Source organism: Euzebya rosea, from assembly GCF_003073135.1.
Classification (GTDB): Bacteria; Actinomycetota; Nitriliruptoria; order Euzebyales; family Euzebyaceae; genus Euzebya; species Euzebya rosea.
Genome location: NZ_PGDQ01000005.1, coordinates 319,143 through 342,099, shown reverse-complemented (window position 1 = coordinate 342,099; position 22,957 = coordinate 319,143). Strand labels below are relative to the sequence as shown.

Below are 22,957 nucleotides of genomic sequence, written 5' to 3'. Positions count from 1 at the left end.
TCGGCCAACGTAGCAGTCAGGCTGGCCCCCTCAAACCATCCCGTCGTGCCGCCGAGCGCGCCGCGTGCTCAGCTGGCAGCGGTGGTGGCGGCTACCGCCGGGGCATAGGGGTCGATGGCCTCTTCGGACATCGCTGGTCGGATCGAGATCCACACGCTGGGCAAGCCCAGCGGATTCTGTTCGGTCGTGGCCACCTCGCCGGCACGGACGGTGCCGAGCACGGTCTGGGCCACCCCCACCGAGTCACCGACGGCGACCGTCGGCGACTGCAGGCGGCGGATGATGACGTGCAGGTCGGCGCGGTTCTCGGGCTGGACGACGACGCGCCAGTCCCGCCCGCCGTCGGCGGTGGAGTACTCGTCGACGGCGACGACGGTGCCGGTCAGCGGGCTGGTGACCTGGGTACCGGGGGCAAGCAGCACGCGGGCGAGGCCGGTCGCTGGCCGGACGCCGGTCGTGGCCTCCGCGACGTGGTAGCCGGGCCCCTCGAAGGTCTTGACCGGGTCGTAGCCGGCGGGGTTGGCGTTGGTGACCATCTCGCCGATGGGCGCGAGGGCCAGCATCTCGGGGGCGTCGGCCTCGGTGAAGATGACGTCGGCGTCCTGGACACCCGGCAGGTGCAGGGCAAGGTCCTCGACACCGGCGAACGCCGGGGGCACCTCGACCATGCCGGTTGCCGCCCCGCCGCCGGGGACGATCAGGCGGCTGCCGGTGGCGGCCATCTGCGTGCCGCCGCTGAGCAACGAGGCCTCCAGCACGGGGTCGAGCGCCGGGATCTGCGAGGCGAGCGGTGAGGGCCGGTCCAGCTGGCTCGAGGCCGTCAGGCCGAGCACGAACAGGCCGAGCAGGACGATGCCGACCCCGGCGAGGACGATGCGCAGCGGCGGCATGGAGAACCCGGTGCTGCTGGTCCGACGGACCGTGCGCGACCCACGGAGCGAGAGTCGACGACGCAGCGTGCCCCCGCTGAGGGTGCCGCTCGCTGTGCCGAGTCGGCCCAGCGTCGAGAAGTCGGTCTGCGTGCTCACGTCGGGGGTGGGGTCCTCGGGGGGTGGCGGGGCCCGTGGGGGCGTGGGGGGTGTGTCGACGACCGGAGCGGCGCGACGACATGGGAGTTGAACGCAAGGTAACAGCGAGAACTCGCGGCGCGCAGGTGGCCCGATGGTCCTGCCGGACAGGGTGACCCGGAGTGGAACCGAGGGTCCGGAATGACGCTCGTTCGGTGGTCAGCTGCTCCCCTGCGCCAGCCCAAGCAGCTCGGCGGCGTGGGTGAGCGCCGCGTCGCTGTCGGGGGTGCCCGACAGCATGCGTGACAGCTCCTCGGCGCGTTCGTCATCGGCCAGGCGGCTGACCGAGGTGGTCGTGCGGTCGCCCGTGACGCCCTTGCGGACGACGAAGTGGGCGTCGGCGAAGGCGGCGAGCTGTGCGAGGTGGGTCACGCACAGCACCTGCCGTCCTCGGGCCAGGGTCGCCAGCTTCTGGCCCACGGCGAGGGCCGTCTCGCCGCCGATACCGGCGTCCACCTCGTCGAAGACCAGGATGGGCGTGTCGTCGGCGTCGGCCAGCGCCACCCGCAGGCCGAGGGCGACGCGGCTGCGTTCACCGCCGCTGGCCGACCGCGACAGTGGCAGGGCAGGCTGGCCGCGGTTGGCGGCCAGGAGGAACTCGATGCGGTCCGCCCCGTCGGGTCCGGGGTCCGCCGGGGTGATGTCGACCGACATGTGGGCGTCGGGCATGGACAGCTCGGCCAGGTGGCCGTCGACGGTGCTGCAGAGGGCCGCACCGGCGGACTCGCGGGCCACCCGCAGGGTCTTGCCGGCCGCGTCGACGGCTTGGCGGGCGTCGGCGAGGGTCGCGCGCAGCTCCTCCAGGCGGGTCTCGCCCCCGTCGATCAGCGCGAGCCGTTCGTGGGCCTGCGCCGCGTAGGCGCGCACCTGGGTCGTGGACGGCCCGTACTTGCGGAGCAGCGCGCCGATCGCCGAGCGGCGGCCGAGGATGGCGTCGAGGGCAGACGGGTCGGCCTCGAGCCCGTCGAGGTAGCTGGTCAGGTCGATGGCGACCTCCTGGACCTCCGCCATCTGGGCCTGCAGCCGCTCGAGGGGGTCGGCCAGGGACTCGTCGTGGGACACGACCCCTCGCAGCGCCGCGACGGCGGTGCCCAGCGTGTCGCGGGCGCCACCCTCCTCCTGGACGGCGTCGACGACGGTCTGGCAGGCGATCCGCAGCGACTCGGCGTGCTCGAGGCGGGCGATGTCGCCGTCGAGGCGGTCCTCCTCCCCTTCCTCGGGTGCCACCGCATCGATCTCGTTGACCTCGAACCGCAGGCGGTCGGCTTCCCGTGCCCCCTCGCGCATGGCGTGCTCGGCGTCCTCCAGCGCGGTCCGCGCCTCGGTCCACCGGCCGTAGGCGACGTCGTAGGCCGCCCGTGCCTTCTCGATGGCCTCGCCGCCGAAGCGGTCGAGCAGGGCCCGTTGCATGCGGTGGTCGGCGAGCCGGAGGGCCTCGTGCTGGGAGTGGATCTCCACGACCGGCGCCAGGACCTCCGCGAGGCTGGCCACCGGGGCGAGCCGTCCGGCGATGCGTGCGCGCGACCGGCCGGCCGCGGCGTCGCCGTCCCCCTTGGCCCCGACCTCGCGGCTGACGACGAGGTCCTCGTCCTCGGGGTCGATCCAGTCGGTGGCCGAGGCGGGCACGGGGACGAGGCGGGCCTGGACGATCGCAGCGCGGGCGCCCGAGCGAACCTTGTCGCGGTCGGCCCGTCCACCGAGCAACCACTGCAGGGCGCTGACCACCATGGTCTTGCCTGCACCGGTCTCACCGGTCAGCACGTTCAGCCCGGGCCCGAGGGCCAGGGACACCTCGTCGATGATGCCGAGGTCGCTGATTTCGAGGTCGGTCAGCACGTGACGATCATTCCATCGGTGGGGCCGTCCATCGCAGGACGGGCGCGTGTGGTGGGGGCGGTCAGGGCTGGCTCAGCAACGCGACCAGCATGTCGGCCACGGTCTGGGCCGCCTCGTCGGCGGTGATGCTGCCGACCAGGACGACCTCGTCGCTGACGGCGTCGACCATGACCCGGATGGTGGTCGCGAGGGCCTTGGCACCGGCGGCGGGCATCTCCGCCATCCCGGACTGCACGATGCCCTCGATCACCCCGGCGACGGCCGCGTCCCATTCCTCGTCGAGGCGACGCTGGACGGTCTGGACCTCGTCGTCGGTCAGGGCGAGCCGCAGCCAGGTGCGACGCAGCCAGGGGACCGACTGCCGGTCCTCGATGACCGAGGCGACGATGGACTGCACCAGGGTGTGGAGCGACACGCCCTCGGCCATGGCGTCGGTCACGCGGTCGAGGGTGGGTGCCACGGCCATCTCGTGCTGGCCCGCGACCATCAGGAATGCCTGGGTCTTGTTGGTGAAGTAGTTGTAGAAGGTGCCGGTTCCGAACCCGGCGTGGGCGGCGATGACGTCGGCGGTCACCTGCTCGAACCCCGGGTCGGCGAAGAGCTCGGCCGCAGCCTTCAGGAGCTTCTCCTGCTTGCGACGGCTTCGTTCCTGCTTGGGCTCCCGGGGCAGGGTGACATCTGCCGTGAGCCGTGAACGATGCATGGTCTCGGCATTCTACGGCTGCGGTGCGACACCGGCCGGGACCGGGCCCCTCGCCGTGTGGACAGGCGGCCGCGGGCAGCGCCTCAGCTCCGCAGCTCGAGTCCTGCCTCGGCCGCAGCGGCCAGGATGTCGTCGAGGTCGTTACCGCCGGGTGGGTCGCCCGCCGGGTCGCGGTGCAGGTGGAGGAAGAACTCGATGTTGCCGGCGGGGCCGGGCGCGCGCGACGGGGCGGCGCCGAGGGTCCGGAATCCCAGCCCTGCAGCGGTCTCGGCGACCTCGTGCATGGTCCTGACCCATGTGGCCGGGTCGCGGACGACACCGCCCTTGCCGACGGCGGCGGCTCCTGCCTCGAACTGGGGCTTGACCATCGGGAGCGCCGTCGCCCGGTCGGCGGCGAGCGACGCCAGCGCCGGCAGCACCTTCCCGAGCGAGATGAAGGAGAGGTCCGCCACGATCACGTCGGGACGGTGGGGGGCGAGGTCCTCGGGGGTCAGGTGGCGCACGTTCGTGCGCTCCAGCAGCGTGACGCGTTCGTCGCTCCGCAGCCGCCAGTCGAGCTGGCCGTAGGCCACGTCGACCGCCACGACATGGACGGCGCCGCGGCGCAGCAGGACGTCGGTGAACCCGCCGTGGGCGGCTCCCGCGTCCAGCGCGACGGCACCGGCGACGTCGACGCCGAGGTCCTCCAGCGCACCGTCGAGCTTCAGGCCGCCTCGCGAGGCGAAGCGAGGGCCGTCGTCCACGACGTGGATGGCCTGGTCACGGGTGACCTGGCTGGCGGGCTTGGGCACGGCGACGCCGTCGACCCGGACCGACCCGGCCTCGATGAGGGCGCGGGCCGCGGTCCGGGAGGGCGCCAGCTCACGGCGCACGAGCTCGGCGTCCAGACGGGCCCGACGGGCGCCCGTCATCGGACACCCGTCCGGTACCCGGGGGTCACCGTGCCGGCGGGATCGTCCTGGCCAGCTCGTCGAGCTCGCCGACGATGGTGTCGAGGGTCCGAGTCAACCGCTGGACGTGCTCGGCCACGGGCAGGTCGTCCATGGCATCGAGCTCGCTGCGCAGCCGCTCGATGACCTCCGAGGCGTCGGCCACCGATCAGCTCTCCGTCGACGAGCCGCTGTCGCTGCTGGACCCGGCGGCCGGGGTGGCCTTCTTGGCCGTCGTCCTGGCCGCCGTCTTCTTGGCGGTGCTCTTCTTGGCGGTGGCCTTCTTCGCCGTGCTCTTCTTGGCGGTGGCCTTCTTGGCGGTGCTCTTCTTGGCGGTCGCCTTCTTCGCCGTGCCCTTCTTGGCGGTGGCCTTCTTGGCGGTCGTCCTGGCCGCGGTCGACTTCGCCGCGGTCGACTTCTTCGCCGTGGCCTTCTTCGCCGTCGTCGACCCGGTCGAGGCCGTGGCCTTCTTCGCTGTCGCCTTGGACGCCGTCTTCTTGGCGGTGCTCTTCTTGGCAGTGGCCTTCTTCGCCGTGGCCTTCTTCGCCGTGGCCTTCTTCGCCGTGCGCTTCCTGGCCGGCGCCTTCTCGGCCGGGGCGGGGGTCGACGACGTGTCCTTGTCGTCGTCGTTGCCCCTGACGCGCTCGAGCAGCGAGATGCGGCTCTCCAGGGCGTCGAGGGCGCTCTTGCGCACCAGGTCGACGTTCTTCAGCGCCCGCTCGACCTCCTGGCCGACGAGGTTCTGGACCGCCTTTCGGTTGGTCTCGACCTGGCTGAGCAGGCTGTCGACGAGGTGTTCGCTGGCGTTCGCGGCCACCTCTCCGCGGGCGACGAGGGCCTTCACGGCGTCCTCGGCCTTGCGGCGAGGGACCTCCGTCAGGCCGGACGCCATGTCCAGGTACTTCCTCCAGGCAGACTCCACTGTGCGCTCCCGAAATTCGATCGTGTGGCGGTCGATGGTCCACGCAGCATAACCACGCAGGACCTCCACTACGCGCTGGCCATCCGGGCGGACGATCAGGCGGCATCCTCGATGCGTGCCTCGACCCGCCGCAGGTGCCGTGCGTAGACGGTCCGGTCGCTGAGCGCAGCCGCCAGCCGGAGGTGGGCCCGCGCATCGACGAGGAGGCCCAGCCGCTCCAACGCCCGGCCGAGCCCGAAGTGGGCGTAGGCGTTGGTGGGCTCGCGCTCCTCGAGGCGCTCGAACGCCTCGACCGCGCCCATGTGGTCACCAGCGGCGTACCGAGCCCGCCCCAGGAGCTCCAGCAACGAGGCCGACTCCGGGCTGGCGGCGACCGCTGTTTCCGCCATCTCGACGGCAGCCAGTGACAGCCCGTCCTCGAGCAGCCCCTCCGCCGTGCGGAACAGGTCGTAGACGTTCGGTTGACCAGCGCTCACCACCGTCCACGGTAGCGTCTGTCCTCCATCGGACCGGCCAGCCGGCAGGGTCCCAGACCGAGTCGGAGGAGTGGCCGCGTGAAGCTGCGTGCGTTCAGGGCGCTGCGATACGAGGCGACCGCGGCCGGTCCGGCATCGGAGACCTCTGCCCCGCCCTACAGCGACCCCGACCCCTTCGATCACGCCACCCACCGCACCTCCAACCCCTACACGGTGCTGGAGCTGCTCACGACCGACCCGGCGGTGACGACGGCGGGCCGCTACGCCACCGCACGCGCGACGCTGGACCGCTGGTGCCGGACGGGCGTCCTTGCCGAGGACGACGAGCCCGGGCTCGTTGTCTACGAGCAGCGCGACGGCGAGGGTCACGTCCAGCGCGGGCTCGTGGGGCTGATCGCCCTCGAGGACGTGGACGAGGGCACGCTGCTGCTCCACGAGGACGTCGACGGCGCGCGGGCGCGGGCCCGGGCCAACCGGCTGCGCCACGTCCCCGTGGACCTGACGCCGGTGGTGGCTGTCCACCTCGGCGCGCCGCCGGTCGTGCACACGACGCTGCAGTCGGTGTGTGCCTCCCGCCCCGACATCGCGTTCACCGACGAGCAGGCCGTGGCCCATCGCCTGTGGCGGATCACCGACCCCGACGTGGTCGGCACGTTGGTGCGAGGGGTGGCCGACGTCACCGCGGTGCTCGCCGACGGCCACCACCGCCTGGCGGCCGCCCGACGGCTGGCGCGTGACCCCGACGCCCCGGCCGGAGCCGGTCACACCCTGGCCATGGTCCTGGACGCCGCCCACGAGGGTCCGCGGCTGCGAGCGGTGCACCGGCTGGTCCGATGGACGCGGGACGACCTGCCGGACCGCCTGGCCGAGATGGACGGGGTGTCGGTCCAGCGATGGCCGGGCACGCCCGGCGGGCTGGCCGCCGAACTGGAACGCCCCGGCCCCCGACGCTTCGGGGTGGTCACGACCTCGGGAACGTGGCTCGTGTCCCTCCACAACGGCACCGGCGAACCGCTGCTCGTCGACCTGGGCATCCCCGACGTCCTGCGGCAGCTCGACATGGTCGTGCTCCGGGAAGTCCTCTTCCCGGTGATGGACGTCGTCGACGATCGCGCGATCGCCGAGGTGGACGCCGCTGTCACGGCGCTGTCGGCCCCCGCAGCCGCCGATGGGACGGCGCCTCCCGACGCCCTCGTGCTGCTGTCCCCGCCCACCGTGGGGCAGGTCCTCGAGGTCGCCCGTTCCGGCCTGCGCATGCCGGCCAAGACGACCTGGTTCTGGCCCAAGCCGAGGGCCGGCCTGGTGATGCGACGGCTGGACACCACGGTGCCAACCAAGCCGACCTCGTCCTGATACGTTGCGCCGGATGGCGACCACACCCAAGGACCCGGACCCGGCGGCCGGTGGCCCACCTGCGTCCACCGACCTCCCCGTCGTGGCCGCTCCCTCGGCGGAGCGCCCCCCGGGCTTCGACGAGATCCGTCGCGGCTGGCGTGACCTGCCGGCCCCCGGGCAGCTCGCCAGCCTGATCGGGGTCGCGGTCCTCAGCTACGGGGCGGTGCTGATGATCGCCTCGCTCCGCACGATCCTGGTCATGCTGCTCGTCTCGTTGTTCATCGCGTTCGCCGTCGAACCGGCCGTGCAGTTCATGGGGCGTCGCTGGGGCTGGCGTCGCGGCCCCGCCACCGCGCTGGTCTTCTTCGGCGTGTTCCTGGCGATGGCCGCGAGCTTCGGATCCATCATCCCGCTGCTGGTCGACCAGGTCGGCCAGCTGCTGCGGTCGGTCCCACGGTCGGTGTCGGAGCTGAACGACCTCGTCGCGAACCTGCCGTTCGTCGACCTCCAGCTGGACCCCGGCTCGGACGTCAACCAGGAGCTCCTGGCCATCGGCCGCGACCTGACGAGCACGCTGCAGGACAGCCTGACGTCCATGGCCGGCAACCTCCTCGGCGCCGCCGGCAACGTGGTCACCCTTGCCGGAACCGCCATCGGCGCGGTGTTCCAGGGCCTCACGGTGCTGCTGGTGTCGTTCTACCTGGTCGCCGACGGGCCCCGGTTCCGGGCCACCCTCGCCCGTCCGCTCCCCCAGCATCGGCAGCGCGAGCTGCTCGCGATCTGGGAGATCGCCGTCGCCAAGACCGGCGGGTACATCTACTCCCGCCTGCTCCTCGCGGCCGTCGCCACGGCCGTGACCTCGGCGTTCCTGGCGATCATCCAGGTCCCCTACCCGCTCCCGCTGGGGCTGTGGGTCGGTGTCACCGGCGCCTTCGTCCCTGTCGTCGGCACCTACCTGGGCGGCATCCTCGCCCTCATCGTTGCGTTGGCCGACCAGCCGTCGAAGGCGTTGTGGGTGCTGATCTTCCTCGCGACCTACCAGCAGCTCGAGAACTACCTGATCGCCCCACGGCTGCAGGCCGCCACGATGGACATCCACCCCGCGGTCGCCTTCATCTCGGTCCTGGTCGGCGCGACCCTGCTCGGTGCCGTCGGTGCGCTGCTGGCGCTGCCGGCGACGGCGATCATCCAGGCGGTCGCCTCCACCTACCTCCATCGCCACGAGCTCATCGCCGAGCTGACTGAGGTCTCGGCGCACCTCGACCAGGAGATACCCCGGCCGCTTCCCCCGCTGGATGTCAGGGCCGACCCGGCGACGTGACCACCGGGGCTAGCATCCGACCGCATGAGCCCCAGCCCCGACGAACCCGTCCGTCCCTCCCCCATGGAGGTCATCCGCGACGACCTGGTGTCGGTCGACACGTTGACCGCCGGCATGACCAAGGTCACGGCCGGATACCTCCTCCAGACCCCCCGCCCGACGTTGGTCGAGTGCGGCCCGGCGGTGTCGATCCAGTCGGTCATCGACGGTCTCCGGGCGCACGGCCTGGACCCCGATGACCTCGCCTACCTGGTGATCTCCCACATCCACCTCGATCACGGCGGCGGCGCAGGCGACGTCGCCGAGGCGTTCCCCAACGCCACGATCGTCGTGCACGAGGTGGGCGTGCGGCACATGGTCGATCCCGAGCGGCTCAACGCCAGCTCGAAGCGTGTGTACGGCCCCCTGTACGACTCGGTGTACGGGGCCTGCACCCCGATCGACCAGAGCCGCATCATCGGGGTGGGCGAGCGCGAGACCCTGGACCTGGGTGGAGGGCGGCGGCTGGAGCTGTTCCAGACCCCCGGACACGCCAAGCACCACATCGGCATCTTCGACCCCGACACCGGCGACCTGTTCGTGGGCGACTCGGTCGGCGTGAAGATGCCGGGCATGGACGTGATCCGTCCGGCCACACCCCCACCCGACTTCGACTACGTCCTCGCGCAACGGTCCCTGGACACCTACCTGTCCCTGACACCGAAGACCGTGCACCTGGCCCACTACGGCGCGGTGGATCCGCCCATGGAAGCCCTGCAGGAGGCCAAGGACCGCCTCGAGCTGTGGATGGAGGCAGCCGAGGCTGCCTGGAGCGACAACGCCGACCTCGACCACGTCGCGGAGACCCTGGGCCACCGCTTCGCGTCGGAGGTCGTCGAGGTCGACGGCGATCCGGACGCCAAGGGCCGCGTCGAGCTCCTGAGCGGGATCCGGTCCAACGCGATGGGATTGGTCCGCTACCTCGACCTCAAGGAACAGGGGCGCGTGGCCACCTGAGCGGCCCGTTGGGCCGGCCGAGAACTGACTGCAAAAAGCACACTGGCCACCTTCGGTGTGAAGGTGGCCAGTTGTGGTGGTCCGCGACGTCCTACTCTCCCACGCAGTTTCCCGCGCAGTACCATCGGCGCTGGAGGGCTTAACTTCCGGGTTCGGAATGGAACCGGGTGTACCCCCTCCGCAATGACCACGGAACTCTATGAAATTTGTTCGTAGGGTTCCATCCCGTCCCAGGATGAACCACATAGCGAGCGCGAGCATCACGACAAGTAATCGGATTATTAGTACCGGTCAGCTACAGACATTGCTGCCCTTCCACATCCGGCCTATCAACCCAGTCGTCTACTGGGATCCTTAAAGAGAAACCTCATCTTGAAGCCGGCTTCGCGCTTAGATGCTTTCAGCGCTTATCCATTCCGTACGTAGCCAACCGGCCATGCCCTTGGCAGGACAACCGGCACACCAGAGGTACGTCCACCCCGGTCCTCTCGTACTAGGGGCAGCTCTTCTCAAGTTTCTTACGCGCGCAGCGGATAGGGACCGAACTGTCTCACGACGTTCTAAACCCAGCTCGCGTGCCGCTTTAATGGGCGAACAGCCCAACCCTTGGGACCTGCTCCAGCCCCAGGATGCGACGAGCCGACATCGAGGTGCCAAACCTTTCCGTCGATATGGACTCTTGGGAAAGATAAGCCTGTTATCCCCGGGGTACCTTTTAGCCGTTGAGCGCCATCTCTCCCACTTGAAGATGGCGGATCACTAGGTCCTGCTTTCGCAACTGCTTGACCTGTCAGTCTCGCAGTAAAGCTCCCTTGTGCCCTTACACTCGAAGGCCGATTACCGACCGGCCTGAGGGAACCTTTGAGCGCCTCCGTTACAATTTAGGAGGCAACCGCCCCAGTTAAACTGCCCACCAGACGCTGTCCCTGATCCGGATAACGGACCAAGGTTAGAAGCTCAATATTGCCAGGGTGGTATTCCAAGGTTGGCTCCACGAACACTGGCGTGCCCGCTTCAAAGCCTCCCACCTATCCTGCACAAACAACACCGAACTCCAACATCAAGTTGCAGTAAAGGTCCCGGGGTCTTTCCGTCCTGCTGCGCGAAACGAGCATCTTTACTCGTATTGCAATTTCACCGAGTCTCTAGTGGAGACAGTGCTCAAGTCGTTACGCCATTCGTGCAGGTCGGAACTTACCCGACAAGGAATTTCGCTACCTTAGGACCGTTATAGTTACGGCCGCCGTTTACTGGCGCTTAGATTCAAGGCTTCACCGAAGTTAACCTCTCCTCGTAACGTTCCAGCACCGGGCAGGCGTCAGTACATATACGTCGTCTTACGACTTAGCATGCACCTGTGTTTTTAGTAAACAGTCGCTTGAGCCTAGTCACTGCGGCCCACTCTCGTGGGCACCCCTTCTCCCGAAGTTACGGGGCCATTTTGCCGAGTTCCTTCACTAGAGTTCTCTCGATCGCCTCGGTATTCTCTACCTGTCCACCTGAGTTGGTTTGGGGTACGGGTGGTCTTAGCCCTCCCTAGATGCTTTTCTTGGCAGCATGGTATTTCGCACTTCCACTATCCGTGTCGGCGTCGTGTTTCAGCCTTTGTGCAGCCCGGATTTGCCTGGTCTGCGGCCTACGCACTTACCCCGGCTCTACCATCGGCCGGGTTGCGATAACCTCCTGCGTCACACCATCGGTCAAACGGTCTAGGACCAGTACAGGAATATCAACCTGTTATCCATCGATTACGCCTTTCGGCCTCACCTTAGGTCCCGACTTACCCTGGGCGGATGAACCTTCCCCAGGAACCCTTGGACATTCGGCGGAGGAGTTCCTCCCTCCTCTTTCGTTACTCATGCCGGCATTCGCACTTGTATATGCTCCACGGTCGGTCACCCTTCCGCTTCGCTGCGAATACAACGCTCCCCTACCCATGTACTGAGTACATGCCGCAGCTTCGGTGCATGGCTTAGCCCCGTTACATTGTCGACGCAGGATTTCTTGACCAGTGAGCTATTACGCACTCTTTCAAGGGTGGCTGCTTCTAAGCCAACCTCCTGGTTGTCTGTGACATCCCACATTCTTTACCACTTAGCCATGACTTAGGGACCTTAGCTGGCGATCTGGGTTGTTTCCCTCTCGACTACGGAGCTTATCCCCCGCAGACTCACTGCCGCGCTTGGCGTACTGGCATTCGGAGTTTGACTGATGTTGGTAAGCTTGTAGGCCCCCGCGACCAATCAGTGCTCTACCTCCAGCACGGAACACGCGACGCTGCACCTAAATGCATTTCGGGGAGAACCAGCTATCACGGTGTTTGATTGGCCTTTCACCCCTATCCACAGCTCATCCCCCCAGTTTTCAACCTAGGTGGGTTCGGTCCTCCACGCGGTCTTACCCGCGCTTCAACCTGGCCATGGATAGATCACACCGCTTCGGGTATAGGACCAGCTACTCGACGCCCTGTTCAGACTCGCTTTCGCTTCGGCTTCCCAACGTCTGGTTAACCTTGCAACTGATCGCTAACTCGCCGGCTCATTCTTCAAAAGGCACGCTGTCACCCCGAAGGGCTCCAACTGCTTGTAGGCACGCGGTTTCAGGTACTATTTCACTCCCCTCCCGGGGTACTTTTCACCTTTCCCTCACGGTACTAGTTCGCTATCGGTCGCTAGAGAGTGTTTAGCCTTATGAGGTGGTCCTCACAGATTCACACGGGATTTCACGGGTCCCGCGCTACTTGGGATGACTGAACAGCTGCACACAGATTTCGCCTACGGGTCTATTACCCACTACGGAGGACCTTTCCAGGTCGCTTCGGCTATCCGCGTGCATCGACTGTGACCGGATGACAGTCCGATCTATCAGGTCCCACTACCCCCACATGGCAACGGCTGTCACCTTGACACCATGTGAGTTTGGGCTGTACCCCGTTCGCTCGCCACTACTAGGGGCATCACTGTTGTTTTCTTTTCCTCCGGTTACTGAGATGTTTCACTTCACCGGGTTCCCTCTCGCTGAGCTATGTATTCACTCAGGAGTGACAGGGCATAACCCCTGCCAGGTTTTCCTATTCGGAAATCCGCGGATCAAAGCTTGCTTGGCAGCTCCCCGCGGCTTATCGCAGCCTGCAACGTCCTTCATCGGCTTCTAGCGCCAAGGCATCCACCGGGTGCCCTTACTAACTTGCCGAGACGATGCTCGCGCTCGCTATGGAGTTCTCAAGGGACGGACTCGGTCGCAGATGACGCCTGCACCGCGCCAGCCGAAGCTGGGAGACGATGTGGTTCGTACGATGCGACCTCGAAGGAGCTATACCGCAACCTTCAAAGCTACACAGTGTGCCCACACACTTTGGTTCGTCCGCTACCGACTCGGTCATAACCAGAGCCACCGAAGCGACCCAGGTCCCCCCGAGCGGGGAACTCACCATCATGGATGAATAGTCAGTGATCCACAGAAACGGGGCGCCTATCGCCACAGAACGTTCGTCTGTGGTCGGGCGCCATTCGCTCCTTAGAAAGGAGGTGATCCAGCCGCACCTTCCGGTACGGCTACCTTGTTACGACTTCGTCCCAATCGCCGATCCCACCTTCGGCAGCTCCCTCCTTGCGGTTGGGCCACTGACTTCGGGTGTTACCGACTTTCATGACGTGACGGGCGGTGTGTACAAGGCCCGGGAACGTATTCACCGCAGCGTTGCTGATCTGCGATTACTAGCGACTCCGCCTTCATGGAGTCGAGTTGCAGACTCCAATCCGAACTGAGACCGGCTTTGTGAGATTCGCTCACCCTCGCGGGATCGCAGCCCTCTGTACCGGCCATTGTAGCATGTGTGCAGCCCAGGACATAAGGGGCATGATGATTTGACGTCGTCCCCACCTTCCTCCGGTTTGACACCGGCAGTCTCCCATGAGTCCCCGCCATTACGCGCTGGCAACATAGGATAAGGGTTGCGCTCGTTGCGGGACTTAACCCAACACCTCACGGCACGAGCTGACGACAACCATGCACCACCTGTATACGACGCCGAAGCACACCATGTTTCCATGGTTTTTCCGTATATTTCAAGCCCTGGTAAGGTTCTTCGCGTTGCTTCGAATTAAGCCACATGCTCCGCCGCTTGTGCGGGCCCCCGTCAATTCCTTTGAGTTTTAGCCTTGCGGCCGTAGTCCCCAGGCGGGGTGCTTAATGCGTTAGCTGCGGCACGGAAGAAGTGGATTATCTCCCACACCTAGCACCCATCGTTTACGGCGTGGACTACCAGGGTATCTAATCCTGTTTGCTCCCCACGCTTTCGCTCCTCAGCGTCAGAACAGGCCCAGAGATCCGCCTTCGCCACCGGTGTTCCTCCTGATATCTGCGCATTTCACCGCTACACCAGGAATTCCGATCTCCCCTACCTGCCTCAAGTTCTCCAGTATCGGGTGCGGTTTCAGGGTTAAGCCCTGAGATTTCACATCCGACTTAAAGAACCGCCTACGAGCTCTTTACGCCCAATAATTCCGGACAACGCTCGGTCCCTACGTATTACCGCGGCTGCTGGCACGTAGTTGGCCGGACCTTCTTCTGGAGGTACCGTCACTTTCGCTTCTTCCCTCCTGAAAGTGGTTTACAACCCGAAGGCCTTCTTCCCACACGCGGCGTCGCTGCGTCAGGCTTTCGCCCATTGCGCAAGATTCCCCACTGCTGCCTCCCGTAGGAGTCTGGGCCGTGTCTCAGTCCCAGTGTGGCTGTTCGAGCTCTCACTCCAGCTACGCGTCGTTGCCTTGGTGAGCCATTACCTCACCAACTAGCTGATACGCCGCGAGACCATCCCGGAGCAGCGGACTTTTCCTCCAGCTGCCATGCGGTAAATGGAGAGTATTGGGCATTAGCCACAGTTTCCCGTGGTTATTCCCATCTCCGGGGTAGGTTTCTCACGTGTTACTCACCCGTTCGCCGGTCTCCACACATCCGAAGATGTGCTTCTCCCTCGACTTGCATGTGTTAGGCGCGCCGCCAGCGTTCGTCCTGAGCCAGGATCAAACTCTCCATTAGAGACCTGTAGCGAACAGCAAAGCTGCAACCACACATCCTGTGGAGATAAATGACCTTGGTTATGGAATGAACACTGACAAATTTTCGTTGTCAGTCATCCTGAATCAAGGAATCTACAAACTCGAATGGACACCATGCCGAAGCACGACACCCAGACGGGGCTTGCATGTATAAAGTGCACTGACTTTTGGCACACTGTGTAGTTTTCAAGGAGCGGGACACACAATCTCCCGAGTTCCCCAGAACCCACAAACGCAGGAACAAAGGCTTTCGGTCAACCATGCAACCGAGCAAAGCTCGGGCTCCAAGTCCTGAATCGAAGACCTCTCGCAGACACGAGAGCCGATCACAACGGACTCACACCGCCTCCCGGGGCGAACCCCTTTGTGCGGCGGACGAGTAATGTACGCCTCCCCCCGGACCCCTGCAACCCCTGGGATGGGTTTTTCTGGATTCGTGGACGCAAAATGGCGTCTGACCTGCGGAAACGGGGTCAGGACTAGTTGGGTGAATCCCTGGAGGGGGCGCAGCGGCGTGGCTGCAGGCCCCCTGTCTACCCCGTGGGCCGGCCCGGAAACCAGCAACGCCGCCCCCAGCTCCGGGACGGCGTGTTGGCGAGGTGACCCACACCGGACGACCCCACAGGGGGTCGGCGTCGGTGCGGACTGGAGGCGTGCTCAGGTGGCGTGCTCGAACGGGGGCGCGGGCGGCGGCATCGAGGGCGCCGCTCCCATCCCATTCATCGACGGGTGGGCCTGCGGCTCCTCCTGGGCGGCGAGCCGCTCGACGGCAGCGGTCAACCGCTCGAGGTGGCGGACCACCTCCTTGGTGTCACGGCGACCCTCGAAGATGCGGATCAGCGTCAGCCCGGCGGCGACGAGCGCAAGCCCGCCGATGCCGCCGGAGATGAGGAACGGGAACTGCGTCCGGATGTCGACGCCGTTGTCCAGCCCTGCTGCGCCGTTCCAGGCGAAGAAGATGAACAGCAGGCCGAACAGGACGAGCCCGATCGCGGTGTACCTGGTTGCGTTGGGAGAGAGGTTGTTCATGCGTGCGCGCTCCTGCGTGCGAAACGGGTGGGGTCGGCGGTCGAGTGGGCGAAGGCGGCGGCCGGGGTCATCCGAGGAACACCTTGCGGACGTTCTCGGGGTCGGCCAGCTCGGCACCCCGGACCTCCTGCACGATGGTCCCCTGCTCCATGATCAAGCCGAGGGTGGCGACGTCGAGCGCGCCGATGTTCTGCTCGATGAGGATCACGGTCGTGCCGTCGGCGTTGATCTGGCGGACGATCTCGAAGACGTCCTTGACGATGACGGGTGCAAGGCCCATGGAGGCCTCGTCGATGATCAGCAGCTTGGGCTTGGCCATGAGGCTGCGGCCGATGGCGACCATCTGCTGCTCACCGCCCGACAGCGTGCCGGCCATCTGGTCGTGGCGTTCGCGGAGCCGGGGGAAGTAGTCGTAGACCTTCTCCCGCTGCTGCTCCATCCAGTCGCCGTCGGACCGGTGGGTCCAGCCGCCGACGTCGAGGTTGGCCCGCACCGAGAGCTGGGGGAACACCCGCCGGCCCTCCGGGCACATGACGATGCCGTTGGACACCGCCTGCCGGACCGACCACTTGGAGGCGTCACGTCCCTCGAAGGACACGGTGCCGCCAGTCGGCTTCACCTTCCCGCACAGCACCGATGCGGTCGTGGTCTTCCCGGCCCCGTTGAGGCCCAGGAGCACGGCCGTCTCGCCGGTGCGGATGGTGAAGTCGATGCCGTGCAGCACCTGCAGGCCGCCGTAGCCGGCGGTCAGCCCGGACACCTCCAGGAGCGTGTCGCCCGGGGCGGTCTCGCCACCGACGGCGGCGATCTCGTCGCTGGGCAGCGGCATCGTCGGGTCGCGGGACAGGTCCGTGGTCGGGTCGTACTCCTCGTACTCCCCCACCGCCTGTCCGCTGGACGGTGGCTTCCACTGTGCGTCAGTCAAGGGTCGTCGCCCCCTCACCCATGTAGGCCTCGGCCACGGCCGGGTTGGTGCGGATCTCCTCGGCCTGGCCCTCGGCGAGCAGCTTGCCGAAGGACAGGACGAACACGTAGTCGCTGACGCGCAGCACCTGCGGCACGTGGTGGTCGATCATCACGATGGAGATGTTCAGCTGGTCACGCATGACGAGCAGGCGGTCGCAGAACTCCGCGGCCTCCTCCGGCGCCATGCCGGCCAGCGGCTCGTCCAGCATCAGGATGTCGGGGTCCACGGCCATCACCGCCGCGACCTCGCACAGCTTGAGCATGCCGTAGGGCATCCCGTCGAGCGTGCGATGCGCGAGGTGGGCGATGCCGAAGAAGTCCAGCACCTCCATGGCCCGTCGCCGCAGCTCGCGTTCCTCACGACGTGCCCAGGGCATGCCGAACATGCCGGCCCCGTCGCCGTAGGCCACCTTGTGGTGGTGGGCGACGAGCAGGTTCTCCAGCAGGGTGAAGGACCGGATGAGGCCGACCTGCTGGAACGTGCGGCCGAGGCCACGGATGACGCGTTCGTCGGGCCGCAGCGCGGTGACGTCCTCACCCTTGATGAAGACACGTCCCTCGTTGGGGCTTGCGAAGCCGCTGACGCAGTTGAAGAAGGTGGTCTTGCCGGCGCCGTTGGGGCCGAGCACACCGACGATCTCGTTGGGTGCGACCCGGAAGTCGACGCCGCCGAGCGCCTGGACGCCTCCGAAGCGGATGGCGATGCCCTTGGTCTCCAGCAGGTACCGGGAGTCGCCCTTCGGGATGGCCAGGGGTGGTGCGGCCGTGTCGGGCACGGGAGTGTCGAGCTGGGTCACAGCCGGGCTCCTTCCGGGTCGGCCAGCGGGTCCTCACGGTAGACCGCGGGCGGGTCGGTCAGCGGATCGGCCGTGTCGTCCTTGAACTTGCCCATGCGCAGCCACGAATGGAGGTGGTGCTGCTGCTGGGCGATGCCTCCCGGGTAGAGGGTCAACGTCAGGATCAGCAGCGCCGCGCTGATCACCGGCTCGAGGGTGATGTCGATCGCGGTGAACGGCCAGAAGTGGAGGTTCTCGTGGGACCGCTCCAGCAGCGTGGGGAGGACGGCGAACAGCACGCCACCCTGCACCACACCCCAGCGGTTGCCCACGCCACCAACGACCGCCATCAGCAGGAAGGTGATGGAGAGCAGGAACTGGAAGTCAGCCGGCGCCACGCGTTGCTCGATGGAGGCGAACAGGCCGCCCGCCACGGCGGCGATGAGGCCGGAGAGGACGAACGCCAGCAGCTTGTAGCCCGTGACGTTGATGCCCCACGACGCCGCCACCCGCTCGCTCTCGCGGAGGGCGCGGACCGCTCGGCCGGCCTTGGAGCCGGCGAAGAGGGTGTCGAACAGCAGGAAGGCGGCGAGGAAGCCGATGCAGAGGTAGGCGTAGCTCAGGTCGCTCGTCGCCCCGTCCAGCCCGCCGGCGATGGCCGAGAACGGGCCGCCCAGGCCGTCGAGGAAGGACACGATGAAGCCGGGCATGACCGGGCGGGGGGCCACCTGGCCGGCACCGCCACCCGTCAGGGAGGTGATGTTGAACACCACTTCCTGGGCGAACAACCCGTAGGAGATCGTGACGATCGCCAGGTACAGGCCCTTGACCCGCAGCGCGACCGCGCCGAGGAGGACCGCGGCGAACGCCCCCGACAGGGCGGCGACGATCAGGCCGGCACCCCAGGGGAGGTCGAGCTCGGTCAGGGTGTAGCCGGCGGCGAACGCGCCGGCGCCGAAGAAGGCCGCGTGGCCGAGCGACACCTGGCCGGCGTAGCCGACGAGGATGTTCATGCTCAGCGCCACGATGGCGAAGACCGCGGCCTTGCTGACCAGGTTGGTGTAGACGTCCGGCACCAACGAGGTGACGAACAGGACGAGGAGGACCAGGCCGATGCGCACGGCGTGGCGCTGTGCACGCCCACGGGAGTCGGGCGCCCACTGCTCCACGACGAGGCGTGGCGGCGGGCCGGACGGACGGGCGGGCGTGGTGCCCGAGGGCATGGGCTGCGGGGCCGGCGCGGCGACGTCGACTGCCATGTCAGGCCTCCTTTCCGAGCAGGCCTCGGGGACGCAGCAGCAGCACGAGCAGCAGCGACATGAGGACCGCGATCTGCGGCGGACCGGGGAGACCCAGGTCGAGGGTGAGGTTGATCTGGTTGGCGGTGGCCACGATCACACCGAGCAGGAGGCCGCCGACGACGGCACCGACCATGCTGGTCAGGCCACCGAGCAGCGCGCCGGTGAACGCCGGGATGAGGAACCGGGCCAGGAGCAGCCCCGGGCCGAGCAGGTTGAAGACACCCGCGGCGAGGAGGCCGGCGGCACCGGCCATCGCGCCGGCAACGGCCCACGCGCTCATCGTGATCGCGTTGGTGTTGATGCCCTGCAGCTCGGCGGCGAAGGGGTCCTGGGAGGTGGCGAGGAGCGCGACGCCGTAGGGGGTCTTGAAGTACAGGGCCAGCAGCGCAGCCGCACCACCCAGCACGACCACGATGATGATCGTGTGCCAGTCGACGGGGATCGTCGAGCCGGGGATGGTGAAGGCGTTGCCGTTGATGAAGCGGGGGAACGGGTCACCGGTGACGCCGAACAGCTTGGCCTGCAGGCCCACCATGAACACGGCGACACCGATGGTGAGCACCAGCTGGGTGACGGGCGTGGAGTCCTTGAGCCGGTCGAGGATGACCTTGACCATCACGCTGAGCATGGCGCCGGCGAGCAGCGCAGGGATGACGGAGACCAGCAGCTGGCCACCGGTGAGGGTGCCGGGGTTGTCGGCGCTGCTGAAGATCGACAGCGCCTCCATCCGCTCCATGATGAACAGCGACACGAACGCGCTGGACGTGCCGATCTCGCCGTGGGCGAAGTTGAGGACCTTGGTGGCCTTGAAGACCAGCGCCAGGCCAAGGGCGATGAGGGCGTAGATCGCACCGGTGCGGACACCGATGACGAAGATGTTGATCAGCTCGTCCATGTCAGGCCCTAGAACCCGCTGGCGAAGCTGGCGACGGTCTCGTATTCCTCGGTGCTGCAGTTGGCCTTGATCACGTGCACCTGGTTGGCCCCGAAGTGGTTGTTCGCGGAGTACGAGGTGCTCGGGAAGATGCCGGTCTCCACCGTCGAGGTCTCGACGAGGTTGCGGAAGTCCTCGCGGGTCACGTCGTTGCTCCCGTAGGTGCTGACGTACTGCTCGAGCAGGTCGGAGAAGATCATGCCGGTGGCCCACAGGGACAGGGCGATGTCGTCGCTCGGGGTGCCGAACTGCTGGGCTGCGGAGAAGAACTCCGGCACGTTGTTGCGGGCCCAGTCCAGGCCGGGGAAGGGCGAGAAGAACTCGCCGCCGTCGACGTTGGGGCAGCCCGATCCGAGGACGGCGTTGAGGCCCATCGAGACACCCACGCCCACGAACTGGGGGTTGTAGCCGGCCAGGTTGGCCTGCTGGGCGAACTGGATGTAGTCCACCGGGGCGGTGAGGATGTAGACGACGTCGACACCGTTCTGCTGCAGGTCCGCGGCGTAGGTGTTGTACCAGGAGTTGTCACCCTTGGGGTGCCGGAGGGTGCGGTAGTAGTCCAGGCCGGACGCGGCGACGCCCTGCTCCCAGCCGTCGACGGCGTCCTGGAAGTTGGGGGTGTCGGTGATGACCGCGGCGACCTTCTGGCCGGGGTGCTGGGCCTTGACCCACTGGGCGAGCAGCAGGCCCTGGGCCCGGTAGCTCATGGAGAAGGCGAAGTAGTTGCGCAGGCCCAGCAGGCCGGCCTCGGTCACACCCGCGGAGAAGTACGGGATGTTCTGCTGCTCGGCGAAGGTGCCGCAGGCCTGGATCTGGTCGGTACCGCCGGCACCGGTCAGCAGGAAGTTGTCGGCGGCGAGCTGGCGGCAGGCCTGCACCGCGGTGGAGGGCTGGTACCGGTCGTCGGCGAAGGAGATGTTGAACTGGGTGAACCCGGCGATGTCGCCGTCCTGCCCGACCTTGTAGCGGTAGTACAGGTCACGGGCCTCCTCGAATGAGGTCACGGGCAGCGGGGCCGCGCCGGTCACCGGCGCGTGGACCGCGATGTTGATGGAGCCCGCAGCGGCGTCGACACCGGTGCGGTCGGAGCCGGTGATGGCCGCGCCACCCGTGGCCCCGCCGCCGTCGGTGTTCCCGCCCCCGGCACCATCGGTGTTTCCACCGTCAGTGGCGCCGCCTGCACCACCGTCGGTCGACCCGCCGGTGCTGCCACCGGTCGAGCCGCCGGTGCTGCCACCCGTGGAGCCGCCCGTCGAGCCACCGGTGCTGCCACCCGTGGACCCGCCGGTGCTGGTCGAACCGCCGGTCGTCCCACCGGTGGTCGAGCCGCCCGTCGTCCCGGTCGTGCCGGTCGTCCCGGTCGTCCCCGTTGTCCCGGTGGTGCCGCCGGTCGTGCCGGTGGTGCCGCCCGTGGCGCCGCCGGTGGACCCGCCGGTCGCGCCACCGGTGGAGCCGGTGGTCCCGCCGGCGACCTGGTTGCCGGTCCCCGAGTCGAACGCGGTCTGGTCGGTGAAGCCGTTCGTTCCGCCGGCGGCGAAGCCGATCTGTTCACGCGTTTCGGCCTTCAGGCCGCAGGCAGCCGCAAGCATCGCGAAGACCGCGAGGGCTGCGAGGAAACGCAGGCGTCGGTAAATGGACATGGTGGGCATCGACTCTCTTCTTCGGGGAGGGAGCAGGGAACGGGGTGCGGCGACCCCGGACTAGATCTGGAATCCGCGATCGCGCAGGAGGCGGGTCATCGCCCCGGAACGCACCGCGGCGGTGACGGGCGCCCCGTCGAGGACACGGCCGTACCAGAAGGCACCGCCGAGCATCATGGGCAGCAGGATCCATGCGATCGGGAAGGATCCGGCCGACTCCTCGTTCACCGGGGCGAACGCCTCGTCGGCGACGCTGCTGGTGTTGTCCTGCACAGCCGACGTGACGCTGGACTCGGCTGCCGGCGCCGGCTGGGCCGCCGTCGTGCTGGTCGTCCCCGACGCGGCGGGCGAGGACGGCCGGTTGCTGGACCCGCTGGACGACGAACCGGACGAGCTCGACGTCCCACGGCCACCGCTGGTGCCACCCGTGCTGCCGGAGCTGCCCGAGGTGGACCCACCGGTGCTGCCACCGGTGTTGGTGTTGTTGCCCGGGCTGACCGGGATGGGCTCGGGCTTGTCGACCTGGGTGAACTCCGTCGTCGGGGGGTTCTCGTCGAGCGGCTCGAGGTAGGCGTAGTAGTTCGTGGAGTAGTCGGCGTCGCCATAGGCCAGGTTCTGCGCGGCCAGCGGGCGGATGAGGATGCCGTTGCTCCAGTCGAGCTTGAACTGCTCGTTGTCGGTCAGCGCGTCCTGCGCCGGGAACGTCATGTCGAAGGTGACGATGTTGTTGTCGTCCGGTTCGGCCCGGGGGCTGCAGTAGAAGATGTCGATCTCCGGCTGCTCGCGGACGGGCTGGTTGTCCCCGGCCTCCCAGGGTTCGGCGATGACGCAGGCCTCGAGGCCCGTGATGTTCTGGGTCAGCAGGTCCGTCTCGCCGCCGGTCACGTTGGCGAAGAACGCCTCGAACATCTCCGGTCCGCCGGTGCCGGCCTGGGCGACGACGGCCAGCATGAACTCGCGGAACGCCGGGGACTCCACGGCGAAGGAGGCGGAGGACATCTGGAAGCTGATGGTGTAGTCGCTGACCGTCTTGCCCTCGGCAACGGTGGGCGGGCCGATCTGGACGGCCGAGGAGTAGCGCTGGTTGCCGTTGAGCAGGCCGACCGGAAGCGCGCCCGGCGGGACGGGCTGCGGGACGGGCTCGGACGCGGCGTCCAGGCCCTCGAGGCCGGCGACGACACCGCCGAGGACGGGACCGGTGACCTGCTGGGCCTCGGGCGTGCAGGACTCCGGGATGACGATGCACTGGATGGTGGAGTCCGTTAGCGTCCCGGGCGTCAGCGCGCTCGTGGGCGAGGTGTAGAACGCCGTCTTGATGCCGCCGCTCTCCGCGGGCGGTTCCTCGTCGCCACCGGGCAGCGCCGGGATGGGCGATTCCTCCTCGGTCTCGCTGGGCGAGGGTGCCGGCTCGGGCTCCTCGGACTCGCTCGACCCGGGGATCGGGACCGGAAGGTCGGGCAGCTGTGCGCCGGCGCTGGACGCCAGCGGCACGGTCGCGAGCAGCATCGTGCCCACCAGGAAGAACAGCGCCCAGGCCCTGATGTCGTGGGTGGGACGCAGCGCGCTGGCGCTGGGGCGTCCCGCATGACGATCACGGGAGGAGGGATGCGGCTTGGTCATGTCGTGTCGGCCCATCACAGTCGGCTTCGGTTCCTCGCGGCACTCC

17 protein-coding genes and 3 rRNA genes are annotated in these 22,957 nt (G+C 67.4%); 3 read left to right on the top strand and 17 right to left on the bottom strand.

The window, feature by feature from the left end; genetic code table 11:
• Positions 1-68: 68 nt before the first annotated feature.
• The 7 genes from CUC05_RS08680 to CUC05_RS08655 all read right to left on the bottom strand — a co-directional run bounded on the left by CUC05_RS08680 (position 69) and on the right by CUC05_RS08655 (position 5,933).
• Entirely contained in the window at positions 69-1,028 is a 960-nt protein-coding gene (locus CUC05_RS08680) for a hypothetical protein (RefSeq protein WP_108665680.1), read from the bottom strand.
• Positions 1,029-1,226: 198 nt separating this feature from the next.
• On the bottom strand, positions 1,227-2,903 hold the full coding sequence (gene recN, locus CUC05_RS08675) for a DNA repair protein RecN (RefSeq protein ID WP_108665679.1): 1,677 nt from the start codon (positions 2,901-2,903) through the stop codon (positions 1,227-1,229).
• A 61-nt stretch (positions 2,904-2,964) separates the two neighbouring features.
• Positions 2,965-3,606 carry a TetR/AcrR family transcriptional regulator gene (locus tag CUC05_RS08670; RefSeq protein ID WP_108665678.1) on the bottom strand — a complete coding sequence of 214 codons (642 nt, stop codon included), beginning with the start codon at positions 3,604-3,606 and terminating at the stop codon, positions 2,965-2,967.
• An 83-nt stretch (positions 3,607-3,689) separates the two neighbouring features.
• Positions 3,690-4,517 carry a TlyA family RNA methyltransferase gene (locus tag CUC05_RS08665; protein WP_108665677.1) on the bottom strand — a complete coding sequence of 276 codons (828 nt, stop codon included), beginning with the start codon at positions 4,515-4,517 and terminating at the stop codon, positions 3,690-3,692.
• A 25-nt stretch (positions 4,518-4,542) separates the two neighbouring features.
• The gene (locus tag CUC05_RS24600; RefSeq protein ID WP_157965375.1) at positions 4,543-4,701 is read right to left on the bottom strand and encodes a hypothetical protein; all 159 of its coding nucleotides are present in this window, start codon (positions 4,699-4,701) and stop codon (positions 4,543-4,545) included.
• 3 nt (positions 4,702-4,704) lie between these two features.
• Positions 4,705-5,457: a phasin family protein gene (locus tag CUC05_RS08660; protein ID WP_205712216.1), complete on the bottom strand. Its 753-nt coding sequence runs from the start codon at positions 5,455-5,457 to the stop codon at positions 4,705-4,707.
• Positions 5,458-5,552: 95 nt separating this feature from the next.
• On the bottom strand, positions 5,553-5,933 hold the full coding sequence (locus tag CUC05_RS08655; RefSeq protein ID WP_108665675.1) for a tetratricopeptide repeat protein: 381 nt from the start codon (positions 5,931-5,933) through the stop codon (positions 5,553-5,555).
• A gap of 78 nt (positions 5,934-6,011) precedes the next feature.
• On the opposite strand from CUC05_RS08655, the gene CUC05_RS08650 reads away from it, so the two are divergent.
• From CUC05_RS08650 to CUC05_RS08640, 3 genes are read left to right on the top strand one after another with little or no spacing between them, the layout of a single operon-like run.
• Positions 6,012-7,286 (top strand): DUF1015 family protein, encoded by a 1,275-nt coding sequence (locus CUC05_RS08650; RefSeq protein ID WP_157965374.1) that lies wholly within the window; start codon positions 6,012-6,014, stop codon positions 7,284-7,286.
• A gap of 13 nt (positions 7,287-7,299) precedes the next feature.
• On the top strand, positions 7,300-8,589 hold the full coding sequence (locus CUC05_RS08645; RefSeq protein WP_108665673.1) for an AI-2E family transporter: 1,290 nt from the start codon (positions 7,300-7,302) through the stop codon (positions 8,587-8,589).
• Positions 8,590-8,613: 24 nt separating this feature from the next.
• Complete coding sequence (locus CUC05_RS08640; protein ID WP_108665672.1) at positions 8,614-9,585, top strand: MBL fold metallo-hydrolase; 972 nt, start codon at positions 8,614-8,616, stop codon at positions 9,583-9,585.
• Between the two features lie 78 nt (positions 9,586-9,663).
• Here the strand turns inward: CUC05_RS08640 and rrf are convergent.
• From rrf to CUC05_RS08590, 10 genes are all read right to left on the bottom strand, one after another.
• Positions 9,664-9,780 (bottom strand): 5S ribosomal RNA (rrf, locus tag CUC05_RS08635).
• A gap of 66 nt (positions 9,781-9,846) precedes the next feature.
• Positions 9,847-12,777 (bottom strand): 23S ribosomal RNA (locus CUC05_RS08630).
• Positions 12,778-13,105: 328 nt separating this feature from the next.
• Positions 13,106-14,625, bottom strand: a 16S ribosomal RNA gene (locus CUC05_RS08625).
• Together the 16S, 23S and 5S rRNA genes form the textbook arrangement of a ribosomal RNA operon.
• 677 nt (positions 14,626-15,302) lie before the next feature.
• Positions 15,303-15,674, bottom strand: a complete 372-nt coding sequence (locus CUC05_RS08620) for a hypothetical protein (protein WP_108665671.1) — start codon at positions 15,672-15,674, stop codon at positions 15,303-15,305.
• A 67-nt stretch (positions 15,675-15,741) separates the two neighbouring features.
• On the bottom strand, positions 15,742-16,599 hold the full coding sequence (locus CUC05_RS08615) for an ABC transporter ATP-binding protein (protein ID WP_205712215.1): 858 nt from the start codon (positions 16,597-16,599) through the stop codon (positions 15,742-15,744).
• Positions 16,592-17,437, bottom strand: coding sequence for an ABC transporter ATP-binding protein (locus tag CUC05_RS08610; protein ID WP_108665670.1), 846 nt, complete (start codon positions 17,435-17,437; stop codon positions 16,592-16,594). The genes CUC05_RS08615 and CUC05_RS08610 overlap by 8 nt, the downstream gene beginning before the upstream one ends.
• Positions 17,434-18,675: a branched-chain amino acid ABC transporter permease gene (locus tag CUC05_RS08605; protein ID WP_108665669.1), complete on the bottom strand. Its 1,242-nt coding sequence runs from the start codon at positions 18,673-18,675 to the stop codon at positions 17,434-17,436. The genes CUC05_RS08610 and CUC05_RS08605 overlap by 4 nt, the downstream gene beginning before the upstream one ends.
• A 1-nt stretch (position 18,676) precedes the next feature.
• A complete protein-coding gene (locus tag CUC05_RS08600; protein ID WP_108665668.1) occupies positions 18,677-19,612 on the bottom strand; it encodes a branched-chain amino acid ABC transporter permease in 936 nt (311 codons plus the stop codon).
• A gap of 8 nt (positions 19,613-19,620) precedes the next feature.
• Positions 19,621-21,300, bottom strand: a complete 1,680-nt coding sequence (locus CUC05_RS08595) for an ABC transporter substrate-binding protein (RefSeq protein ID WP_108665667.1) — start codon at positions 21,298-21,300, stop codon at positions 19,621-19,623.
• Positions 21,301-21,351: 51 nt separating this feature from the next.
• Entirely contained in the window at positions 21,352-22,911 is a 1,560-nt protein-coding gene (locus CUC05_RS08590) for a hypothetical protein (RefSeq protein ID WP_157965373.1), read from the bottom strand.
• Positions 22,912-22,957 lie beyond the last annotated feature (46 nt).

What these genes read in the sequence shown, in the direction of transcription:
- CUC05_RS08645 (WP_108665673.1), top strand. Translation starts at nt 7,300, where the DNA reads ATGGCGACCACACCCAAGGACCCGGACCCGGCGGCCGGTGGCCCACCT.
- CUC05_RS08620 (WP_108665671.1), bottom strand. Translation starts at nt 15,674, where the DNA reads ATGAACAACCTCTCTCCCAACGCAACCAGGTACACCGCGATCGGGCTC.
- CUC05_RS08590 (WP_157965373.1), bottom strand. Translation starts at nt 22,911, where the DNA reads ATGACCAAGCCGCATCCCTCCTCCCGTGATCGTCATGCGGGACGCCCC.
- CUC05_RS08605 (WP_108665669.1), bottom strand. Translation starts at nt 18,675, where the DNA reads ATGGCAGTCGACGTCGCCGCGCCGGCCCCGCAGCCCATGCCCTCGGGC.
- CUC05_RS08595 (WP_108665667.1), bottom strand. Translation starts at nt 21,300, where the DNA reads ATGCCCACCATGTCCATTTACCGACGCCTGCGTTTCCTCGCAGCCCTC.
- CUC05_RS08665 (WP_108665677.1), bottom strand. Translation starts at nt 4,517, where the DNA reads ATGACGGGCGCCCGTCGGGCCCGTCTGGACGCCGAGCTCGTGCGCCGT.
- CUC05_RS08640 (WP_108665672.1), top strand. Translation starts at nt 8,614, where the DNA reads ATGAGCCCCAGCCCCGACGAACCCGTCCGTCCCTCCCCCATGGAGGTC.
- CUC05_RS08670 (WP_108665678.1), bottom strand. Translation starts at nt 3,606, where the DNA reads ATGCATCGTTCACGGCTCACGGCAGATGTCACCCTGCCCCGGGAGCCC.
- CUC05_RS08600 (WP_108665668.1), bottom strand. Translation starts at nt 19,612, where the DNA reads ATGGACGAGCTGATCAACATCTTCGTCATCGGTGTCCGCACCGGTGCG.